Here is a 20175-nt window from a genome sequence, read left to right on the forward strand (position 1 = left end):
TCATCTCCCGAAATTTCTTCCTCTAAATTTAAAACATTCCAAATCCTTACTATACCTATTGTCATAATATTCAGGCCACAAAACATTTGAAAAAATTAATTCAGAATAAGCAATCCTCCATAAGAAAAAATTACTTATTCTAATATTTCCACCTGTACGTATCAAAAGATCGAGATCGGGCAGTTCTGGATTGTCCAAAAAATTAGAAAAAGTATTCTCGTCTAAAGATTCTAAATCAAAATCACTTGAAACAAATTTCCTAACAGCTCGAAGTATTTCATTGCGACCCCCATAATTGATTGCTAAATTTAAAATAAGGTTGTTAAAATTTTTAGAAAAGCTAGTAGAATCTTTTATCGAGCTTTTTACTTCTTCACTTAAAGACTCAACATCTCCTGAAACTACTATTTTTATTCCATTCTTTTTGTAAAAATTAAATTCAGCCCTCAAATAATTAGCAATTAAAACCATTAAACTTTCTATTTCACGACTATCCCTTTTCCAATTCTCAGTAGAAAATACATAAAAGGATAAATACTTGATACCTACTTTTAAAGAATGCTTAACTATTTCTTTTGCCCTTTTAAGCCCCTCTTTATAACCTTCCAAAGAAGATAATCCCTTGCCTAAAGCCCACCTTCTATTACCATCCATGATAATTCCAACATGAATTGGAAAAGAACCTTTATTCATGGTTTTAAACTTCCATTATTTCTTGAATCTTAGATTCTAAAATCGTATCTATCCTTTTAATATAAATATCTGTAGATTTCTGAATATCATCTAAAATTCTTTTTAAACTGTCCTCTGTAATTTCCGATTCTTTTTCTTGCTTTTTAACCTTATTGTTTAAGTCCTGTCGTATATTTCTAGTTGAAATTTTATGTTCCTCTGCTATTTTTTTAGCATGCTTTACAATATCTTGTCGCCTTTCACTAGTTAAAGCTGGAACTTTGATTCTAATAACCGAACCATCACTTGAAGGGTTCATAGAAAGATCCGAATTAAGTATGGCTTGTTCTATTTTATTTAAGATGGTTTTATCCCAAGGTTGAATAACAACAAGTCTTGCTTCAGGAATTCTAATACTTGACACCTGGGTTATAGGTGTTCTTTGACCATGGTATTGAATAAAAATTTTATCAAAAATATTACTACTAATTCTACCTGTTCTTAATGCTTTATATTCACTATCAAGTGATAAAAGAACCTTGCTCATCTTTTCATCTAGAAAAGCCTTATAATCTTCCATATAAACTCCTCCTTACTGATAAAAAGTAGTAAATTATTTACCCTATTCTTAAATACTTAAACTCAACTATTTCTATCTTGCTTGAAATTGCTCTTGAAATCTCTTCCAACATTTCCCTAACAGTGATTTTATCATTTTTTACAAAACTTTGTTCAAGAAGAGAAATTTCAGCAAGATGTTTTTTTATTTTTCCAGCAACTATACCCTTGACTATACTTTCTGACTTATCACTAAACTCTAATTGTTTGGTAAATATCTCTTCTTGCTCTTTAATATAATTTGGACAAACATCATCATTTCTCAAATAAATAGGAGCAAACGCAGCCACATGCAAAGCTAAATCCATAGCAAAACTTTGCAACATTTTATCTTCAGTTTTAGAAAAATCATCTACTTTTAATTTAACCAAAACACCTATCTTAGATTGTTCACCATGCAAATAAATTTTTACAAATTCATTAGATTGAATTTCAGTAATAAAAATTTTTTTAACTTGAATATTTTCTTTTATTGTAGCTGCTAGATTTTTAAGCTCTGACTCTTGAGAAGTAGTTAAAGAATTTCTTCCGCTTTCTACCAATTCCTTAATTAAAGAATTCCCCAAATTAACAAAATTATGGTTTAAAGCAACAAAATCTGTCTCACAAGAAACAAGCAAAAGTCCGGCATGAATATTGTTCGAATATGAAAATACTCTACCTTCTTTTGCATCTCGGTCAAGCCTTTTTTCAGCAGACGCAATTCCCATTTCTCTAAGTTTTTTTTTAGCTAACTCAAAGTCTCCGCCAGCAGCAGACAAAGCTTTTTTACAATCTCCAAAACCAGCATTGGTTTCTTCTCGAAGCTTTTTTACATCCTGAGGACTAATAATGCTCATAAATTATTCTCCCCTTTTTCAATAGAATCACTTTTATCATTTTTAATTTCAATTTCTTTCATCAAATCTTCTTCATTTAAATTTTCAATTATTTGAATACCAACTTCTTTATCACTTTCCAAAATAGCATCGGATATTATTTTTGTAAACAAAGCAACAGAACGAATAGCATCATCATTACCGGGAATTGGACAATCAATAACATCTGGATTACAATTTGTATCAACCACAGAAATAATGGGAATTTTTAATTTTCTAGCCTCATTAATAGCTATTTGCTCTCGCTTAGGATCAATGATGAAAATAGCACCAGGAAGTGTTTCCATATCTTTAATACCTGTTAAATTTTTAGCTAATTTTAATTTTTCACGATTAAGCTGCGAGATCTCTTTCTTACTTATCATGTCAAAAGTTCCATCAACTTCCATCTTTTCTAGCTTTTTCAATTTTTGAACAGATTTTCTAATTGTATTAAAATTAGAAAGCATACCCCCAAGCCATCTATTGTTTACATATGGCATATCACTTCTTCTTGCTTCTTGTTCGATTATCTCGCTAGCTTGCTTTTTAGTTCCAACAAAAAGTACCTTTTTACCATCTTTTATCACCCTTTGAACAAGCTCATAAGAATCTTTAATACCCTGCAAAGTTTTTTGAAGATCTAAAATATGTATTTCATTTCTCTCAGAAAAAATAAATCTTTTCATTCTAGGATCAAGCCTTTTCACCTGATGACCAAAATGAACTCCGGCCTCCAACAAGCTCTTCATCGTAATAATTGCCAAATCAACCTCCTATTATCCTTCTCTTTTACTCACTATGACAGCACATAGCGGAAATTATCCCTTCTTTTATAAGAATATAATAAAACAATCCAATTAATAAGTCCACTACATTGAAAATAAACATCATTCTCTTTGATAAAATTATTAAAAGCCAAGATGATATCTGATTTTTTTAAAAAATCATTCTCTTACAAATCGTTCTTATTTCTTTCAGAGAATTTAATCAAACTTATTAAAATAACTGACCCCAAAATAGGAAATAAATAAAGAATAAGATCTATTCGTCTTTCATAATAATCAGAATAGAAAAAAGGAACAAAAAACAAAAATACAATGCCGCCTAAAAAACTTATTAAATAAACTACTAAAAACTTGAAATTCAATATGTTTAAAAACATAACAAAAAAGCTTACCAAAAAAGAAATAATAATGTTTGTTAAAATCAAATGAGAAAAAAATACTATCATACTCCTCCCTTAAAATTAACTAGTTAGATAAACTAAATCCTGACAAATCTCCAAGATCAATAAGAACACTATAAGCATCGTCAACAACGTTGCCTACACCCATAACAAAAATTGCCAAATTATATTTAGGAGCAATATCTTTTGTAAAAAAATCATCATTTATATGTTTTAAATCCATTGGTCTTTTCTCTTTGTCTAAAAAATCAGACTTTTTAATAGATTTTGAAAAACCTATATATTCCCCTTTATCAATGTAGGATCTATATATGTTTGTCTTCTCAAGAAGAACAGGAGACGAAGAAGTGTTGCCATTTCTTACAATAATAAAAGCCTCGCCGGGAACATCTTTTCTTAATTCTTCAAAATTTATTTCAAAATACAAAGGCAATTTGTTATCAACCCATTCTTTATTTAATTTAAAAACAGGCTTACCCGAATAAATAGTAGAACTCAAATTTATTTTATAAAATCCTCTATTATTAAATTCACTAACATTATCAAAAACACCTTTTAAGGCTTCAAAATCTCTTTCTACGCTTTTTTGAAAACTATTTATATGATAATTAGCACCTTCTGGGTAAAACTTGTAGTATATATCAAAACCCCTTAGATTTCCAGCCGCTTGATTGGAAAAATAACTTGCTGGCAAAAAAAAGGCTAAAGAATCTCTTGAAATTCGATTATCAATTTTTTCAGGCGGAGGAAGTATTAAAATATTGTCAAGACCACATCCAAAAAATCCTAGACAAAATGCAAAATATAAGATAAAAAAAATTATAAAACCTCCTATCAAAAATACAAATTAATTTTGCTTAAGTTCTAAAATTTTATTATTTGCTATATTTATATATAAATTATTTTCATAAGGAAATTTGATAATCTCTTCATACACTTTCACAGCAAGATCTTTATCTTTCTCCTCAATCAATATTGCCTTACTCAAAAGAGCCCTTACCTTTAAAAAGTCTAAACTAGTACTATTAATAAGATTCTCATAAACCAATAAAGCATCTTCTTTTAATCCCATTTTTTCATAAACCGCAGCTTTATTAATAAAAGCAATTTCACTTTCAATACCTTTTGCCTTAATAACAATATCTAAATCCTTAATAGCCTCGTCATACTGTGCTTGACTTTGCAAATAAAAAGCTCTGGCCAAATAAAACCTTGGAATAAAATAAGATGAAATTTCTTTTTCCTTTGAAATAAGCTCCTTTATCCTAAGAAATATTTTTTCCCTCTCTTTTGTATCATTTTCTTTTAAATAATTATTTAAATCCTTTTCAAGATTTTCTACTATTTCTCCACCACTCTTTACATAATCTTTGCCTAAAGAATTATAAAAAACAACAATAACAGATGCAAACATAAAAATAATAACAATAAATAAAACTAAAAAATTATTCCTAGTCATTATTCATCCCTCTTTAGCAAATTTTCAAATGGCTTATAAGATTCGTCATCATTGCCCTTAAATAAATAAGAAGAAATCTCCTCTCTTGATCTTTGATTCTCATACTCTCTATAAGAGAGCAACACCGATCTGTCTTTAGAATCAATATTTGTTATTACCACTTTAAGCTTATCTCCAATGCTTAATTTTTCAAAAGTTTCTAAACTAGATTCTTTTGTATCTCCTAGTTGAATTTTGCTAATAAATCCCATTATTTTATTATAAACTCTTACTTGAAAGCCTTTTGACTTTTTTTCTACAATCTCAACCTCAATAGCATCACCTTTTTTGTAACTTTTAGAGAAATCTTCCCAAGGACTCTCTTCTAACTGTTTGATTCCCAATCTAACATTTCTCTTTCGTCTGTCAACCTCAAGCACTTTTCCATTCACTAAATCCCCTATCTTGAAATATTCTTCAGGATCAATCTCTTCAAGCCAAGAAATATCAAACTTACTCACATAGGCATCTATACCTTCTTCAATATTTACAAAAGCGCCTGTTTTTGTAATATTAGTAACAACACCTTGAATAACCCTTCCAATAGGATATCTCTCAGTTAATCTCTCCCAAGGATTCTCATTGACCTGTTTAATACCCAGCGATATTTTTTGATTTTCTTTGTCTATCTCTAAAATCTTAACTTCCACTATCTGACCAAGTTTTATTAATTCTTGAGGACTTTTTATTACCCTTACCCAAGAAAAATTACTTATATGTAAAAATCCTGACAATTCGCTATCAAGCTCAATAACAGCTCCAAAGGGTAAAATTTTTACAACTTTCCCTTTTACAATGCTATCAATTTTATATTTAACTTCTACAGAATCCCAAGGATTTGCTTTTAAAGCCTTAAGAGATAATTCCATTTTACCTGTTTGTGGATTTATCTTAATAATTTTCAATTTTAACTTATCGCCAACTCTAACAAAATCTTCAATATTTTCAACTTGATTAAAGGCAATATTTCTTTTATGCAAAATTCCTGTAACAAAATTTTTAATTCTTATAATAGCACCATACTCTGTAATACGATCAACCACCCCATCAACTACATCTTCTTCATTGTAAGAACTTACTAACTCTATTCTCTTAGCAAGATCTCTTTCTCTTTCTAAAGTTCGCCTATCAAGAATAAGTCTCAAACCATCCGATTCGCTTGCTTCAAGAATATAAAATTCAACAATAAAACCTCTTTTTAATTTCTCATCCTTGGATTTAGAGCTCAAATAAAAAGGCATAAAGCCAGAAACATTTTCATTAATTTGAATCTTATAACCATTTGAAAGCTCAGCTAACACTTTACCTTTAATTACTTTTTTATTTTGAATATATTCAGCTACTTTATCTTGAAAATTTAAAGAATCAAGCTTTTCAACGCTTAAAATCAAACCCAATTCTCCACCTATTCTTACAACAATTGCTTCAAGTTTATCACCAATTTTGGGAACATTTTCAAATTCTTCAATCTTGATAAAACCTTCAGATTTATAACCGATATCTACTAGAACATAATCCTTCATAATGTTAACAATCGTCCCAGAAACACGGCTTCCAAGTTCTACTCTTTCAAGTACCTTTAAATAATTTTCTTGTAAATCTTTTTGATTTTCCATTCTCACCTCTCTCTTACTTTTTTCAAATTAAACTTTTCTATTATAATACTACATACATCGTCTAATCCTTTGTAGCTTGTATCAAGGTAAAAAACCCCTTTTGATAATTTTAACTTACCATATTGTTTTCTCTTGTCAACATCATCTCTTATTTTAAGAGTACGCTCTAATTCTTCTAAAGTTTCATTTCCATTTCTTTGCTTATACCGCCTTAAAGCTCGAACTTTAACAGAAGCATCAAGATATATTTTGAATTCAGATTCTGGAAAAACAACAGTAGTAATATCTCTACCTTCTATTATATAATTATCATCGCTAAATTTAACAACCTCTCTTAATTTTTTATTCACAATATTTCTTATTCCAACATAAGAAGAATAAAAAGAAACTTGAAAATCAATCTTATCGTTTAAAATTTGATTTTCAACATTCTCTCCATTAAGAAAAAAGCTAGAATCATTAAAACTTATATCATTCTCAAGGGTCAAATTTAAAAGTCTATTCTCACTAATAAAATCGCAACTATTCATAAGAGATCTTTGGGCAATTAAAGTTATTATCCTGTAAAGATAACCAGAACTGATAAATTTATATCCCAGTTTTATACCAAGCTCTCTTGCAATTGAACTTTTTCCTGATGCTGAAGGTCCATCAATTGCTATTATCATTTGACCTCTCCAGTCTGGATTTTAACCTATTTATTTTAACCAAAGGAACAATTTTTACTTGACCTTCCCTTAAACTATCCAAATTAATATTGCCAATTCTAATTCTATGAATTTTTTTTAAAAAAATATTTTTGCTTAAAAACACTTTTCTTATTTCCCTATTTTTCCCTTCGTCTAAAATCAATCTAGCAGAATTTTTATTTAAAATTTCATAAGATTTTAATTTAAAAAAATCTTTTTCTACCTTTATACCCGATTTAAAAGAAATAAGCAAATTTTCATCAATATCTTTTTTTGATTCAATAATATATTCTCTTTCAACTTTTAGCCTTGGATGAATAATATCATTTGCAAATTTACCATCATTAGTGAATAACAAAAGTCCAGAACTTTTAAAATCAAGCCTGCCAATTGAAAATACACGCTCTTTAAATAAAGGCTGAACCAAAGATATTGCTAACCTTCTTCCATTAACATCAAAATTGGAACATAAATAATTTCTAGGCTTATTAAGAGCCAGATAAATTCTACTCTTGCTTTGAAAGTCTTTAAAAACATAAATCTGCTTCTTATAAATTATTCTGTCTCCTAAAGATACCTTATCCCCAAGCTTAGCAATAGAGCCATTAACTCTTACAAGGTTTTTTCTTATCAACTCCTCACAAAATCTTCTTGATCCTACTCCCTTTTCAGCTAAAAACACATGAACTCTGGGGGCCTTAAGTGCAATCATTAATTTTACAACCTCGATACAATACTAATTTATTATTCAGATATCCTAAATTTATAATATTAAGCATTTTACACTCAAGAGATACCAAAAAATAAGAAAATCTCTCAAAAGAATAATTGTCAGCATTAAAATCTAAAAGAGAATCAAAAATTATGCTATTCTCTTTATTTAATATAGAAATAATTTTCATTTTTTTCTCAAAAATTTTCAATTCATATTTATTGCAAGCAACTTTAAGCTTCTTATTACGCAAAAAACTTTTATTAACAACTTTTTCCTTCAATTCACTAGACTTTTTCTTTAAATTTTTCTTTTTATTATTATCATTAGCAATAACACTACTATTTTTAACAAAATTACCACTATCGCCAAAAATAAAATCTTCAATCATTTTTGAGTCATATAATTTAAAATTCTTTATTTGATTTAATTGTAAATTTTCATTTTCTCTATTCTTGCTATAACCTATTAACCTTTCTACAACTTTACGCTCAGCTTTATCCTTGTATTCAAGCTTAAATGGGAATAAAATTTGAGTTTTCCAATAAAACAAATTATTAGCAAGATAAAAAAAATCAATCAACCCCCTAATACTTATATTAAGGTCGTTTGAAGCAACTATAAATTCTTCGATTATTTGATTTAACCTCAAAGTTCTTAAAACGCGTCTATTTACATTAACATATTCAAAAAAAAGCTCTATTCCGCCTGTAAAATTATCAAGATTTATAGAGTAACTACTTAATTCTGACATTTAAAAATTTCCCTACTGCTTGAATTCATCTTCCTTGAATTCAATAGAATTGATATCCTCTTCTTGAACAAAATTATTAAAAATTATTTTTCTAAGCCTCTTATCTAAATCATTTGCAAGTTCTACTTCTTTACTAAGATACTCAATAACGCTCTCCCTCCCCTGTCCAATCTTATTATCTCCTAATGAATACCAAGAACCTGTTTTTTGTATTAAATTATGCTTAAGAGCAGCATCTAAAATGCCAGCTTCTCTAGAAATACCTTTCCCAAAGTAAATTACCAATTCTACCTTACGAAAAGGTGGAGCAACCTTATTCTTCACAATCTTAACTCTAATCTTATTGCCAATAACATCATCACTTGAGCCCGATCTAGTTACTTGTTCTATTTTTCGAACTTCAAGCCTAATAGATGAATAAAACTTTAAAGCGTTCCCACCAGTAGTAGTCTCAGGATTTCCAAACATAATACCAATCCTCATTCTTATTTGATTAATAAACATAATACAAGTATCAGATTTAGAAAGTATACCTGTAATCTTTCTAAGAGCCTTGCTCATTAACCTTGCTTGAAGACCAATCTGAGAATCCCCCATTTCTCCATCTATCTCTAATTTTGGGGTTAAAGCTGCTACAGAATCAACTACAATTAAATCAATACCACCACTTCTGATTAAATGCTCGGCAATCTCAAGAGCTTGCTCACCAGTATCGGGTTGACTAAGCCAAAGTTCTTCAACATTAACTCCCAAAGCCCTTGCATAAATGGGATCAAGAGCATGCTCAGCGTCAATAAAAGCAGCTATGCCCCCTTCTTTTTGCACCTCAGCAATCGCTTGAAGAGTTAAAGTAGTCTTGCCAGACGACTCAGGACCAAATATTTCTATTATGCGCCCCCTAGGATATCCACCAATGCCGAGAGCTTCATCCAATACAATAGATCCGCTCGACATACTATTTATGCCTTTTCCGACAGGAGATTCTCCCATCTTAATAAGACTTCCTTTTCCAAAAGTTTTTTCTATTTGAATTCTTGCAAGCTCAACAGCTTCCTCTTTGCTTGCTCTCTCCATACTAACAATAATTTTTTCTCTTTTTCCCTTTAACTTTGACATTCTTAAATTTTTCCTAGCTAAATTTTATGGGTTCTATTTTCTTTACAAAATATCTAAAATTGGTATTATTTATAATAAAATTAAGACTATCTCCTTCCTTAGAATCAAGCAAATTTTCTCCAAAAGGTGATTTATATGAAATAATACCTTCATCGGGATTTGACTCCCAAGGCCCAAGTATCAAATAAGATTCATCTTTACCCGTAATTTCATTTAAAATAACCACCTTAGTTCCAAAACCAACAATAGAACTTTGAAGGTCTTTAGTGTCTATAACTTTTGCATTCTCTATTTCCAACATTAAGGAGTTTAATCTTTTTGTTAAAAACTGTTGTTTTTCCTTAGCAGAATGATATTCAGCATTTTCTTTTAAATCTCCAAGTTCACGAGCTTTACCAATCTCTTTCGAATTTTCTGGAATTTCAACTTCCTTTAAATACTTGAGCTCTTTTTGCTTTTTATTTAAAGAACTTAGTATAGTTAAAAATCCAATTTCCATTCTCTCTCCTGCAAGCTGAATCTTTTCATCTTCAAACTCAACAGAATCAAATAATTGTCTTATTATAGATTTAATCTCTAAAAGATCTTTAGGAGGAAAATCTTTTACATAAAAACAAGTCATATAAACTCTCTTTGCAAGTTCTTCATCTCTTACACTCTCTAAAACCGATTTAAGATATCCATCTTTAACTAAAAGATTAATTACCATTTTATAAATTCTTTTACTTGCAACAGAATTATTTTTATTATTAATTTTAATAACACTGTCTGTTAAAATTTTAATCAAATTAGCCAAAAGGTCGGAATCTGAATAACTCAATTCAATAAAATAGGTTTTGCAGTGCTTCAAAATCCAAATATAAGCATCCTTATAGATTTTATAATTTTTTATAACATAATTAAATAATTTTTCCACTTCTCTGGGATCTTCCTTGTAAAGCGATTCAATCAATTTCTTATTAACAGAATGGGGGAAAAGTTCCTTATAATACAAAATCCAATTACTAAGTTCTCTTTTGATTAAAACAACCAATTCTTTTTTAATTTCTGCATTCAAAATTGAATCAAAAAGATCTACTATTCCTTTTGAATACTCCTTTAAAAGAGATTCTAAATTAACATCTTTTTCTATATTAACTTTTGATGACAATTTTTCAGAAAAATTACCCAAAGATTTAAGAATAACGTAAGAACTTATAACATGATGATCAACCTTTGTAAAATTGTTAACATAAATTAAAAAATAGTTAAGCATCTCTTCTTCAATATGCAAATCCTTAACAATTCCTTTAACATTACAATAGTTTATAAATATCTCGTATCTTTTATAAAAATCTTTCTCAATCTTAAATTTATCATACATTTTTTCATTTAAATTGGAAGATCTCTCATTATATATATAACAATCAAGCTTACCAGAATCCATAACAAAATGGGGATTGTCCTTTAAGATTTGCTTTGCTTTCAAGCTCCATGAATTCCATGAACTTTGAGTCATCAAGCTTGGCACCAACTCTTTTTTTATTCCCTTTAAATCAATAGCTTTATAGCTTTTTATAATAACTTTTATAGCCCACTCAATATCTTTTTTTACTCTATCTGCAAGCTCCTCTTTAGGCGTTATAGCCTTTAATACCCTAATATCCTCTCTACTAAGAGGAGAAAGAGCCGACATCGCCATATCAAAACCAATAAAATGACCTCTTTTGGAAACAAAATCAACCGTAATACCATGATCATTTACATCCCTTACTATTCCAACAGACCAAGTCTGGTGATAAACAAAATTACCCTTTGCGAAAAACAAATATTTTTCAAAGTCTGAGTATACCTCAACAAAATTTTTATCTAAGTTTTCAATATCAGACTTTACAAGATAATCCTCAATATTCTTTACATCTTTATATCTTTCTCTTAAAAATTTAACTAAATTTTCTCTTGCCTTATAATTTTTATTGTCAAGCTTTAAAATACCTTTTAAAATTTCTATTGTCTCGTCAATATTATCAGTCAAAGAATAATGATCAAATAAATCTTCATAAAGAACTATGGCTTTTTTAAATCCAAGATCTTTTTCAATCTTTTGTAAAATAAGCAAAAAAGAATCAAAATCGTCTGAAACATAATGAATAAGCTTTGCCCATACTTCTCTGATTCCTGACATTTGTTTTTTATCGATAAAACGATAAATAGCTTTTCTAAAATAAAAAATTGATTTTTGCAAATCAATAGTTTCATAATAAGTAGCAAGTTGCCTTACAAACACAGTGTCATCAATATCTGCTTCAACAATTCTAGTCCAAATGCTTGGAAGCTTATCATTTTCATTGTTTTGGGCATATATTTTTGCAAGAGTATAAAGAGCATGCTTATTTTCTGAAATAAAAAGCATTTCATTGCATATATGCTCAACAAGAGCCCATTTTAAGTTTTGAGAAAATAAATCAATAACAGCAAGCAAATTCATGTCATTTAAAGGCCTCCTGCTATATATAAGCATTCCAGAAATATAAAGACCTGCTATACTTTTTTTAACATCTTTTAAATGCCTGCCGCAAATATCAAGCACATCCTCTGTTAACCCCTCATCAATTATATTATCTATCAAATCATCCAATTCTTTTATTTTAGCAAGAGAATAATTACTAACAACTATTCTTGTCCACTTATCTTCTTGTAAAATACTATCTAATTTATCTATGGTAACATTAGACATTAAACTCTCCTAATATCGATTTTTAGCATCAAGCAACTAATTTACATACTGTTGATAAATTCCCAAGTCTATTTCTTTTATGTATAACAAAATCTCATCAATACGTGCTCTATCTTCTTTTATCCTTACATAATGATCAATAAGCCAAAAATACTTATTAATAAGCCTTGGAAGTAATATGCTCTCATTTATTGATCTATAAGACTTTTCTTTAAGTTCATTGCGCAAATTGTAAACAGACTGCTTCAGCTGTCCAAGCTCTATAGGTCTTAATTCTCTTTTAACATTAAAAACACCATTAAGAGAGCCATAAACAGGAATCCATTCTTTTATAAGATCATCTGAAATATTTCTGTCAGACTTAATAAGATCAATTAATCTTAAAATCATATCGGACTCAAGAGAATATATATCTATCTTTTGAGGATTGATAAAAAAAGCTTCTCTGAATAAGACTTTAGCCTCTTTAATTTCATCAACCAACGCATAAGAATCGGCAAGCTCTGCAACAACATCTGAATTTTCCTTAGCATTTCCCAATATTTGTAAAAAGACATTAATTGCTTTCTCGTAATTTCCCATACCCTTATAAGACTTAGCAATTTTTATTAAAAGGTCCAAATTTTCTGGATGCAGTTTGTATATGTTTTTATATATGTAAAGACAAGTCTGAAACACAAAATATTTTATAGAATTACGACCTTGCAAAAAATTACAACCCATCTTTTTCAAATATCGTCCTGCAAAATTATTCCACTCTCTTATTAAAAATTCTGCCTTTTCATAATCTTGTCCTATTCTATCAAGGCTTTCAACCTGACCATTCCAATACACAGAACTTTTCAAAGCCGTTAAAATCTCAATATTATCAAAATCAAGAGAATGAGCTTCTTCAGATTTTACTAAAGCTTCTTTAAAATTGCCTTTTCTAAAATCTAAATAAATCTCTTTAATCAATTCAACGATTCTTTCTGATGACACATCCCCACCATTTTAAAAATATATACAACCACCCCGTTACACTTTGTATAATTATATCATTTATCAATTTTTAGTCAAACAAGAAATTAAGGCAAAATAACAATATTCTATTTATTATTCTTTCAAAAGAAAATCTTATATTATAATATTAAAAAGAAAATTGTGGGGTCAAATTCTAGCTATATGGAACCTAATAAAATTATTAACAAGGCTATTTATTACTATAATTCAAAAAAATATTCACAAGCAATAAAGCTCTTAGAAAAAGAAATTTTTTTCTACAAAAATTACTATTTATATCACTATGTCTTAGGAATGTCTTACCTTCGTATTGGAAATCTCGGCAATGCTCAAACATATCTTAAAAAAGCTTACACTTTAAATCCTAGTGAATCAAACATAAAACAAGCTATTGCTATACTTTTAGCAAGCCAAGGTAAAGAAGAAAAAGCCATTCAAATATGGCTTAAAATGATAGAAGAAAATCAAGAAGTAGATCAATCAGAGCTATCTCTTGAAATTATCCGAAAAAATCCTATCAAAGGATCTATTTTTTTAAAAAATAGCAACCTATATGAGAAATTGTTTCCAATAATCAAGGCAATACCCGATAAAAATTTAAAAAAAATAATCATAATAATTGCCATTGGAGGAATTGTACTTATTTCAATCTTAGCAATCTATTTTATTTTTTATAAACAAAAAACAACAACATCTGCAAATCGAAGAGAAGAAATAAACAAAAATTTAAACAACATTGCCGCTTACATTGACGACATTAAAATAAATAACAAAGAAAAAATAAAAACCGAAGAAGGCCAATTTATATTAATACTAACCAGTGACGAAATTAAAAATTCTTTTGAAAAAATTAAAATTTATTTAAAAACAGGAAAAGATAATTTTGCAAGAATAGAAATAAATAAAATATTGAACTCAAACGCATCAGAATCCATAAAACTAAAAGCCAAAAACCTTGCAAGTTTTATCTCAAGGCCAGATTTTATTAGCTTTAATGAATATCTAAACTTAAAAGATATTAAGAAAGATCCATCAATCTATTCAAACGTATATGTAAAATGGGAAGGGGTAGTAAATAATGTAGAAAAAAAAGACAACATAATTCAGTTTGACTTTTATGTGGGATACAACAAAAATGTACTCTTAGGAATTATCCCAACAAAAACAACCTTTGATATTGATATTGATTTTAAAGACAATGTTGAAATACTTGGACAAATAGAATTCAAAAATAACAAACTTACCTTAAACGCAATCACAATTAGAAAAATAGATAGAAACGAAAATTAATCTTAATATCTTTGTCAAAATTTTTAAAGACAATCAAAATTCAAGATTAAAAAGGAGTGCACAGCAACTTTTCATTACATTTGATAATATTTATTGACTCTTCAAAAGAAAGTAGCAACTCTTCTTTTTTTGTCAAATCTCTTACTTTCATTTTATTTTCTTTATATTCTTCTTGACCAACAAAAACTAAAAATCTTATCTCTTTGCTTAAAGCATATTCTATTTGTTCTTTAATATTTTTACCATTTTTATTTTTAAAATAGACTTCACAAGAAATATTTTTAACCTTAGAATAATCATGATTTCTAAACCTAGTAGCAAGTTCATAATAATAATTTTGCAAAGCACTATCTAGGTTTACAATTAGAACCTTAGATCTAGCCTTGGTGACAAATATTTTAACATAACTAAACTTTTCAAGATCAATTATGTCCTTTATTCTATCAACGCCGAAAGATCCTCCAACTCCTGAAATTTTTTGAATAGAGTTTGAGAACGAAGAAACCAAATTATCATATCTTCCCCCACTGCAAACACTTCCCATATCACTACCAAACACCTCAGATTCAAAAACAATCCCTGTATAATAATCAAGCCCACGTGATATTTTAAGATTCAAATTAAAAGAATCTTGAATTTTCAATAAACTAAGGTGACTAAAAACATCTTCTACTCTTTTAACAGAATCGTTGTCACCCAAAATACTTCTTAAGGCCTGTATTTTATCTTTAAAAGTACCTTGCAAGTTTACTAAACTCAAGATTGAATCTACTGCTTCCTTTTCGATCTTAAGAAGCAACGCCTCTTTAACCTTGTCAATTCCTATTTTATCTATTTTATCAATATTTCTTAAAATAAAAAGAGATTCTTCTTTAATTCCTAATTTTTCAAAAAAAGAATTTAATATGCCAAGATGAGAATAATGAATAATAAATTTTTTATTAATGCCTTCTATAAAATTCAAAAAAATCTCTTCAAGTCCATAATACACAACAGAAAGAATTTCCGCATCGCCTCTAAAACTGTCTTCTCCGACTATATCAAAATCGAATTGCATAAATTCTCTGTATCTACCCTTTTGAGAATTTTCTCCTCTAAAAACTTTTCCAAATTGAGAACGTCTGAAAGGAAATTTCAAATCAGAAATATTTGTAGCAACAAATCTGGCAAAAGGAACGGTTAAATCAAATCGCATGGAAACATCTCTGCCTCCATTATCTTTAAACCTATAAATTTGCTTTTCAGTCTCATCACCACTCTTTTTTAAAAGCAACTCTGAATATTCAAGAACCGGCGTATCTATTAAATCAAAATTATAAGAATTAAGAACGCTAAATATCTGCTTAACAATATGAATTCGAATCAAAGAATCTTTAGGCAAATAATCTTTAAAGCCTTTTAAAGTTTTAACATCCGTCATATTATACCCTCTGCTATATAGTAATCTACTTTTTCAGAATATAATAACATATAATAATATAGATGCAAAAAAAAATGAATAATTTTTTGTTTCATATGGCCACAAATAAATTTAAGAGGACCACAATTCATGACCAAAAGAATACTTAATAACAAGTATCGAGCAAAGACAATACTAACAATATTCTTGGGCATAACTTTGCTAACTATTTACAAATACTTCACGTTAATGGTCTTTAATAACAGCTCAGATAACATGATACCTTTAAAATCAAACGATATTGTCAAAAGAGGAACAATTTATGATAGAAATGGCAAACCAATAGCATTCTCTTCGAGGTCCTACTCAATAGGAACAAATCCTCAAAAAATAGAAAATATTGTCAGCACGTCTGAAACTCTTGGCGCAATACTCCAAATTGATTCAAGAATTTTAAAAGAAAGGCTTTCTTCCAATAAAGGATTTTTATATATAAAAAGAAAAATAAAAAGGGAAGAATCAGATTTAATAAAAAGAATTCAAGCTGAAGGCAGGCTCTCAAACATTGCTTTATATCCCGATTACACAAGAATTTATCCTTTTCGTTATACCACAAGTAATATTACTGGCTTTGTAGGAACAGATAATCTTGGCCTTGAAGGCATTGAATTTTCTCTAAATAGCATATTAGGAAAAGATAAAACAAAACAACAATTTTTAAATGAAGAATTAGAAACAAATAACATCTACTTAACAATAGATATGAATATACAACAAGGTGTTAGCAAAATAGCTGAAAAATACTTTAAAGAAAATAATCCTGAAAGTTTAATTACTTTGGTAATGAACTCTCAAAATGGAGAAATATTGTCTATGGTTCAATTTCCTCAATACGATGCAAACTTTTATTCTGAATATCCTGAAGAAATACGAAAAAATCTTTCTTCATCGTTAACCTATGAGCCTGGAAGCATTAATAAAATTTTTACAGTTGCAATAATATTAGAAAGTGGAAAGTTAAATCTAGAAGAAAAATTTTTAGACAATGGAATATATCAAAAACAATTTCCATCAGGAGAAAAAATTACAATCAAAACATTAAATCCTCCCTATAAACACATCGACTCTACAGAGATTTTAATTTATTCATCAAATGTAGGAATAGCTTATATTACTGAGAAGGTTAACAATGAATACTTCTATAAAAAACTTTTGGATTTTGGATTTGGGGAAAAAGTTGGATTTCCATTTCCCGGAGAAACAAAAGGACTATTAAATCATTATTCAAAATGGTCAGGGAGAAGTAAAGCTACAATTGGATTTGGGCAAGAAATAGGAGTGTCTGCAGTTCAAATATTACAAGCTGCAAGCGTACTAAGCAACAATGGAATAATGTTAAAACCTAGAATAATAAAAAAAATAAGCAACAACAAAGGAGAAAGTATTAAAGAATTTGGTAAAGAAGAAATAAAAAAAACAATATCCAAGAGTTCAGCACAAAAAGTTTTAAAAATGATGAGAGAAGTTGTAAATAAAGGTGGAATTCCAAATCTTAAAATTAAAAATCTTGACATTTCTGCAAAAAGCGGAACATCTCAGGCTATTGACAGAAAAACCGGAAAATACTCAGAAGAAGACTATACATCCTCTATTTTGGCAATATATCCTACAGAACAACCAAAATATATTATTTATATTGTATACAGATACCCAAAAAAAATAATATATGGAACAAGAATAGCAGCTCCAATGGCAAAAGAAATAATAGAATTTATTGAATACCAACAAAATACAAACGTATATAAAAAAATCAAAATGCCATCAAAAATTAAGATCCCTAAAATCACCACTAATTATAAAAACAACGCATATTTGCCAAATTTTATCAACCTTTCCAAAAGAGAAGCAATAGACATACTAAAATACTATAAAAATACTATGAAAATAAAAATAAATGGCGACGGATTTGTTTACAAGCAAAGTATACCCCCCAATACAAAATTAGAAGATATAAAAGAGCTTGAACTGCATTTAAAATAATCAGGTAAATAAATTTTTAATTTCATTTTTATAAAAATTTAAAATATAGTTTCGCTTAATGTCCATTTTAATCGATATTTCTTTGCCAACTTCAAATGGTTTTTCTAAAAGAGCAAACTTTAATATCTGCTCAAAAGGCTTAAATCCATTAGTCCTATTGATTAATTTTTTTATTTCATCATTTATAGCCTTAAGAACAATATTATTTGCAATAATTTGACGTCTATTATTAGCATCAAAAATTTTTTGCCCAATACTTTCTAGATATTTATTTATTTCTTCAAAATTTGGAAGAATAAGGGCTCCTAAAAATTTTTGATCTTGCCCTACAACAACCGCTTTTTCTATTAATATTGATTCTTCAAGCTTAATCTCAATTGGAGCAGGCTCAACATTCTCTCCGTTATTCAAAACAATCGTATCTTTTTCTCGACCAATAATTTGAACAACATTATCCTTAGATAATTTTGCAATATCACCTGTGTTTAAAAAACCATCAGAACCAATAATTCTGCAAGTTGCTTCTTTATCCTTATAATACCCAAGCATTACTTGAGGGCCTTTTACAAACAAAATTCCTTTTCCAGGCTTTTTAAGTTTATTTCCATCAGCATCTCTAATCTCAGCAACAGTTCCAGGTAAAATTTTACCACAAGTTCCAATAATCACTTTTTTATACTTATTAGAAGCAACTCCGGGTGAAGTTTCTGTCAATCCATAAGCATTAGCAAGCTCAATACCAATTGAATTAAAAAATCTAACAACAGATAAAGGCATACTACCACCACCAGTAATTCCAACAACAAAATTATTACCTAAGATTTTATTTATTTTATTAAAAATCAAAATATTTCCCAAAACTTTAAAAGGAAATAAGCAGATTAAACCTAACATTCCCAAAATTTTCTTTATAGGGAAAAATAAACTAAACCCATTGTCCGGATAAAGCCCCATTACAGCCCTATAGCAAATATCACTAAGAAATGCCAATTTTATAAAAAAATGAAAAATTATCCTAGAAACAAACGGTTTCTTAGAAACTTCTTTGTAAATATTTTGCCTTATTGCAATCCAAAGCCTGGGAACAGCTGCAATATAATGAGGATTAATATTCCTAATATCATCAAGCATTGCTCTTGGAACAATAGTAGAAAATAGACAAACCATACCCTTGAGAAAAATATTATAAGAAAAAGATCTTTGAAAGGAATGCCAAATTGGCAAAATACACATAAATATTTGACCCACTTGCGTATCAACCATTAAACTAAAACTAGAAACCTGATAAAGAAGATTAGCATGACTGAGCATTACCCCCTTTGGATGACCTGTTGTTCCAGAAGTATATATTATCGTTGCCATATCATTAGGATCAACTTTACTTGCAATGTCAATAATTTCTGAATCTTTTCTTAAATTATCTCCAAATAAAATACAATCGTTATAGGTATAAATTTCAAAATCACCATATTTTAGTATATCTTCTTTGTTCAAATTTTCAATAATAATAAATATCGGTTTTACTGTAAATTGGATTTGAACAAACATATCAAGAAGATTTAAATTTTCTAAAATAACTACACCTGGAAGAACAGAATTAAAAATAATTTCAGCTTCAAAAAGTGTAACATCAGAACCTTTTGGAATATCGACAGCACCCAAAGATAAAATTGCAAAATCTATCACGGACCACTCGGCTCTATTCTCAGAACAAATAAATATTTTATCTTGATGCTTAACATTGATTGACTTTAAAAAGGAAGCAAGCTTTAAAACATTGTTTTTTAAGTCGCCATAAGTAACATGGGCATATTCACTGCAAACTTTATATACTTGAGCAATTTTATCCTTTTGTTGATCAGCTACCTCAAAGAATGCCTTTGCTATTGACATATAATCCTCCTTTTAACAAAATTAACATGGTTTATTATATCATTATTAACCATAAATTCATAAAATTATTTATAAAGCCTCCTACTGAAAAAACATACAGAAAGCCAATAAGAA

Annotated in this window: 18 protein-coding genes; 2 read left to right on the forward strand and 16 right to left on the reverse strand. The window is 28.7% G+C overall.

The features are described from left to right. The 14 genes from uppS to QIA21_RS01270 all read right to left on the reverse strand — a co-directional run bounded on the left by uppS (position 1) and on the right by QIA21_RS01270 (position 13418). The gene (gene uppS, locus QIA21_RS01205) at positions 1-693 is read right to left on the reverse strand and encodes a polyprenyl diphosphate synthase (protein WP_301392830.1); all 693 of its coding nucleotides are present in this window, start codon (positions 691-693) and stop codon (positions 1-3) included. 4 nt (positions 694-697) lie between these two features. Beyond that, complete coding sequence (gene frr, locus QIA21_RS01210; protein WP_091973000.1) at positions 698-1252, reverse strand: ribosome recycling factor; 555 nt, start codon at positions 1250-1252, stop codon at positions 698-700. 37 nt (positions 1253-1289) lie between these two features. Then, entirely contained in the window at positions 1290-2129 is an 840-nt protein-coding gene (gene tsf / locus QIA21_RS01215) for a translation elongation factor Ts (protein ID WP_301392831.1), read from the reverse strand. Further along, on the reverse strand, positions 2126-2914 hold the full coding sequence (gene rpsB / locus QIA21_RS01220) for a 30S ribosomal protein S2 (protein ID WP_301392832.1): 789 nt from the start codon (positions 2912-2914) through the stop codon (positions 2126-2128). The genes tsf and rpsB overlap by 4 nt, the downstream gene beginning before the upstream one ends. 188 nt (positions 2915-3102) lie before the next feature. Then, the gene (locus tag QIA21_RS01225; protein ID WP_301392833.1) at positions 3103-3381 is read right to left on the reverse strand and encodes a hypothetical protein; all 279 of its coding nucleotides are present in this window, start codon (positions 3379-3381) and stop codon (positions 3103-3105) included. 19 nt (positions 3382-3400) lie between these two features. Beyond that, a complete protein-coding gene (locus QIA21_RS01230) occupies positions 3401-4096 on the reverse strand; it encodes a hypothetical protein (protein ID WP_301393360.1) in 696 nt (231 codons plus the stop codon). 87 nt (positions 4097-4183) lie between these two features. Then, complete coding sequence (locus QIA21_RS01235; RefSeq protein WP_301392834.1) at positions 4184-4795, reverse strand: tetratricopeptide repeat protein; 612 nt, start codon at positions 4793-4795, stop codon at positions 4184-4186. Further along, positions 4795-6450, reverse strand: a complete 1656-nt coding sequence (locus QIA21_RS01240) for a 30S ribosomal protein S1 (RefSeq protein ID WP_301392835.1) — start codon at positions 6448-6450, stop codon at positions 4795-4797. The genes QIA21_RS01235 and QIA21_RS01240 overlap by 1 nt, the downstream gene beginning before the upstream one ends. 2 nt (positions 6451-6452) lie before the next feature. Then, positions 6453-7118: a (d)CMP kinase gene (cmk, locus tag QIA21_RS01245; protein ID WP_301392836.1), complete on the reverse strand. Its 666-nt coding sequence runs from the start codon at positions 7116-7118 to the stop codon at positions 6453-6455. Continuing rightward, the gene (locus QIA21_RS01250) at positions 7102-7851 is read right to left on the reverse strand and encodes a pseudouridine synthase (RefSeq protein WP_301392837.1); all 750 of its coding nucleotides are present in this window, start codon (positions 7849-7851) and stop codon (positions 7102-7104) included. Before QIA21_RS01250 ends, cmk begins: the two co-directional genes overlap by 17 nt. Further along, complete coding sequence (locus tag QIA21_RS01255) at positions 7838-8605, reverse strand: hypothetical protein (RefSeq protein WP_301392838.1); 768 nt, start codon at positions 8603-8605, stop codon at positions 7838-7840. Before QIA21_RS01255 ends, QIA21_RS01250 begins: the two co-directional genes overlap by 14 nt. A gap of 12 nt (positions 8606-8617) precedes the next feature. Then, positions 8618-9721 carry a recombinase RecA gene (gene recA, locus QIA21_RS01260; RefSeq protein ID WP_301392839.1) on the reverse strand — a complete coding sequence of 368 codons (1104 nt, stop codon included), beginning with the start codon at positions 9719-9721 and terminating at the stop codon, positions 8618-8620. Positions 9722-9734: 13 nt separating this feature from the next. Continuing rightward, positions 9735-12437, reverse strand: a complete 2703-nt coding sequence (gene greA / locus QIA21_RS01265; RefSeq protein WP_301392840.1) for a transcription elongation factor GreA — start codon at positions 12435-12437, stop codon at positions 9735-9737. A gap of 36 nt (positions 12438-12473) precedes the next feature. Continuing rightward, a complete protein-coding gene (locus QIA21_RS01270) occupies positions 12474-13418 on the reverse strand; it encodes a tetratricopeptide repeat protein (protein WP_301392841.1) in 945 nt (314 codons plus the stop codon). Positions 13419-13601: 183 nt separating this feature from the next. On the opposite strand from QIA21_RS01270, the gene QIA21_RS01275 reads away from it, so the two are divergent. After that, entirely contained in the window at positions 13602-14729 is a 1128-nt protein-coding gene (locus tag QIA21_RS01275) for a tetratricopeptide repeat protein (RefSeq protein ID WP_301392842.1), read from the forward strand. A 46-nt stretch (positions 14730-14775) separates the two neighbouring features. Here the strand turns inward: QIA21_RS01275 and hisS are convergent, their stop codons facing one another. Beyond that, positions 14776-16149, reverse strand: a complete 1374-nt coding sequence (hisS, locus tag QIA21_RS01280) for a histidine--tRNA ligase (protein WP_301392843.1) — start codon at positions 16147-16149, stop codon at positions 14776-14778. A gap of 129 nt (positions 16150-16278) precedes the next feature. On the opposite strand from hisS, the gene QIA21_RS01285 reads away from it, so the two are divergent. After that, the gene (locus QIA21_RS01285; RefSeq protein ID WP_301392844.1) at positions 16279-18168 is read left to right on the forward strand and encodes a penicillin-binding protein; all 1890 of its coding nucleotides are present in this window, start codon (positions 16279-16281) and stop codon (positions 18166-18168) included. Here the strand turns inward: QIA21_RS01285 and QIA21_RS01290 are convergent, their stop codons facing one another. After that, positions 18169-20061: an AMP-binding protein gene (locus QIA21_RS01290; RefSeq protein WP_301392845.1), complete on the reverse strand. Its 1893-nt coding sequence runs from the start codon at positions 20059-20061 to the stop codon at positions 18169-18171. Positions 20062-20175: the final 114 nt, after the last annotated feature.

The organism is Borreliella japonica, from assembly GCF_030438115.2.
Lineage (GTDB): Bacteria > Spirochaetota > Spirochaetia > Borreliales > Borreliaceae > Borreliella > Borreliella japonica.

Excerpts from the sequence above, each read along its gene's own strand:
- QIA21_RS01285 (WP_301392844.1), top strand. The coding sequence starts at position 16,279 with ATGACCAAAAGAATACTTAATAACAAGTATCGAGCAAAGACAATACTA.
- QIA21_RS01275 (WP_301392842.1), top strand. The coding sequence starts at position 13,602 with ATGGAACCTAATAAAATTATTAACAAGGCTATTTATTACTATAATTCA.
- QIA21_RS01240 (WP_301392835.1), bottom strand. The coding sequence starts at position 6,450 with ATGGAAAATCAAAAAGATTTACAAGAAAATTATTTAAAGGTACTTGAA.
- cmk (WP_301392836.1), bottom strand. The coding sequence starts at position 7,118 with ATGATAATAGCAATTGATGGACCTTCAGCATCAGGAAAAAGTTCAATT.
- QIA21_RS01290 (WP_301392845.1), bottom strand. The coding sequence starts at position 20,061 with ATGTCAATAGCAAAGGCATTCTTTGAGGTAGCTGATCAACAAAAGGAT.
- QIA21_RS01250 (WP_301392837.1), bottom strand. The coding sequence starts at position 7,851 with ATGATTGCACTTAAGGCCCCCAGAGTTCATGTGTTTTTAGCTGAAAAG.
- QIA21_RS01225 (WP_301392833.1), bottom strand. The coding sequence starts at position 3,381 with ATGATAGTATTTTTTTCTCATTTGATTTTAACAAACATTATTATTTCT.
- frr (WP_091973000.1), bottom strand. The coding sequence starts at position 1,252 with ATGGAAGATTATAAGGCTTTTCTAGATGAAAAGATGAGCAAGGTTCTT.
- tsf (WP_301392831.1), bottom strand. The coding sequence starts at position 2,129 with ATGAGCATTATTAGTCCTCAGGATGTAAAAAAGCTTCGAGAAGAAACC.
- hisS (WP_301392843.1), bottom strand. The coding sequence starts at position 16,149 with ATGACGGATGTTAAAACTTTAAAAGGCTTTAAAGATTATTTGCCTAAA.
- QIA21_RS01235 (WP_301392834.1), bottom strand. The coding sequence starts at position 4,795 with ATGACTAGGAATAATTTTTTAGTTTTATTTATTGTTATTATTTTTATG.
- QIA21_RS01255 (WP_301392838.1), bottom strand. The coding sequence starts at position 8,605 with ATGTCAGAATTAAGTAGTTACTCTATAAATCTTGATAATTTTACAGGC.
- recA (WP_301392839.1), bottom strand. The coding sequence starts at position 9,721 with ATGTCAAAGTTAAAGGGAAAAAGAGAAAAAATTATTGTTAGTATGGAG.
- greA (WP_301392840.1), bottom strand. The coding sequence starts at position 12,437 with ATGTCTAATGTTACCATAGATAAATTAGATAGTATTTTACAAGAAGAT.
- uppS (WP_301392830.1), bottom strand. The coding sequence starts at position 693 with ATGAATAAAGGTTCTTTTCCAATTCATGTTGGAATTATCATGGATGGT.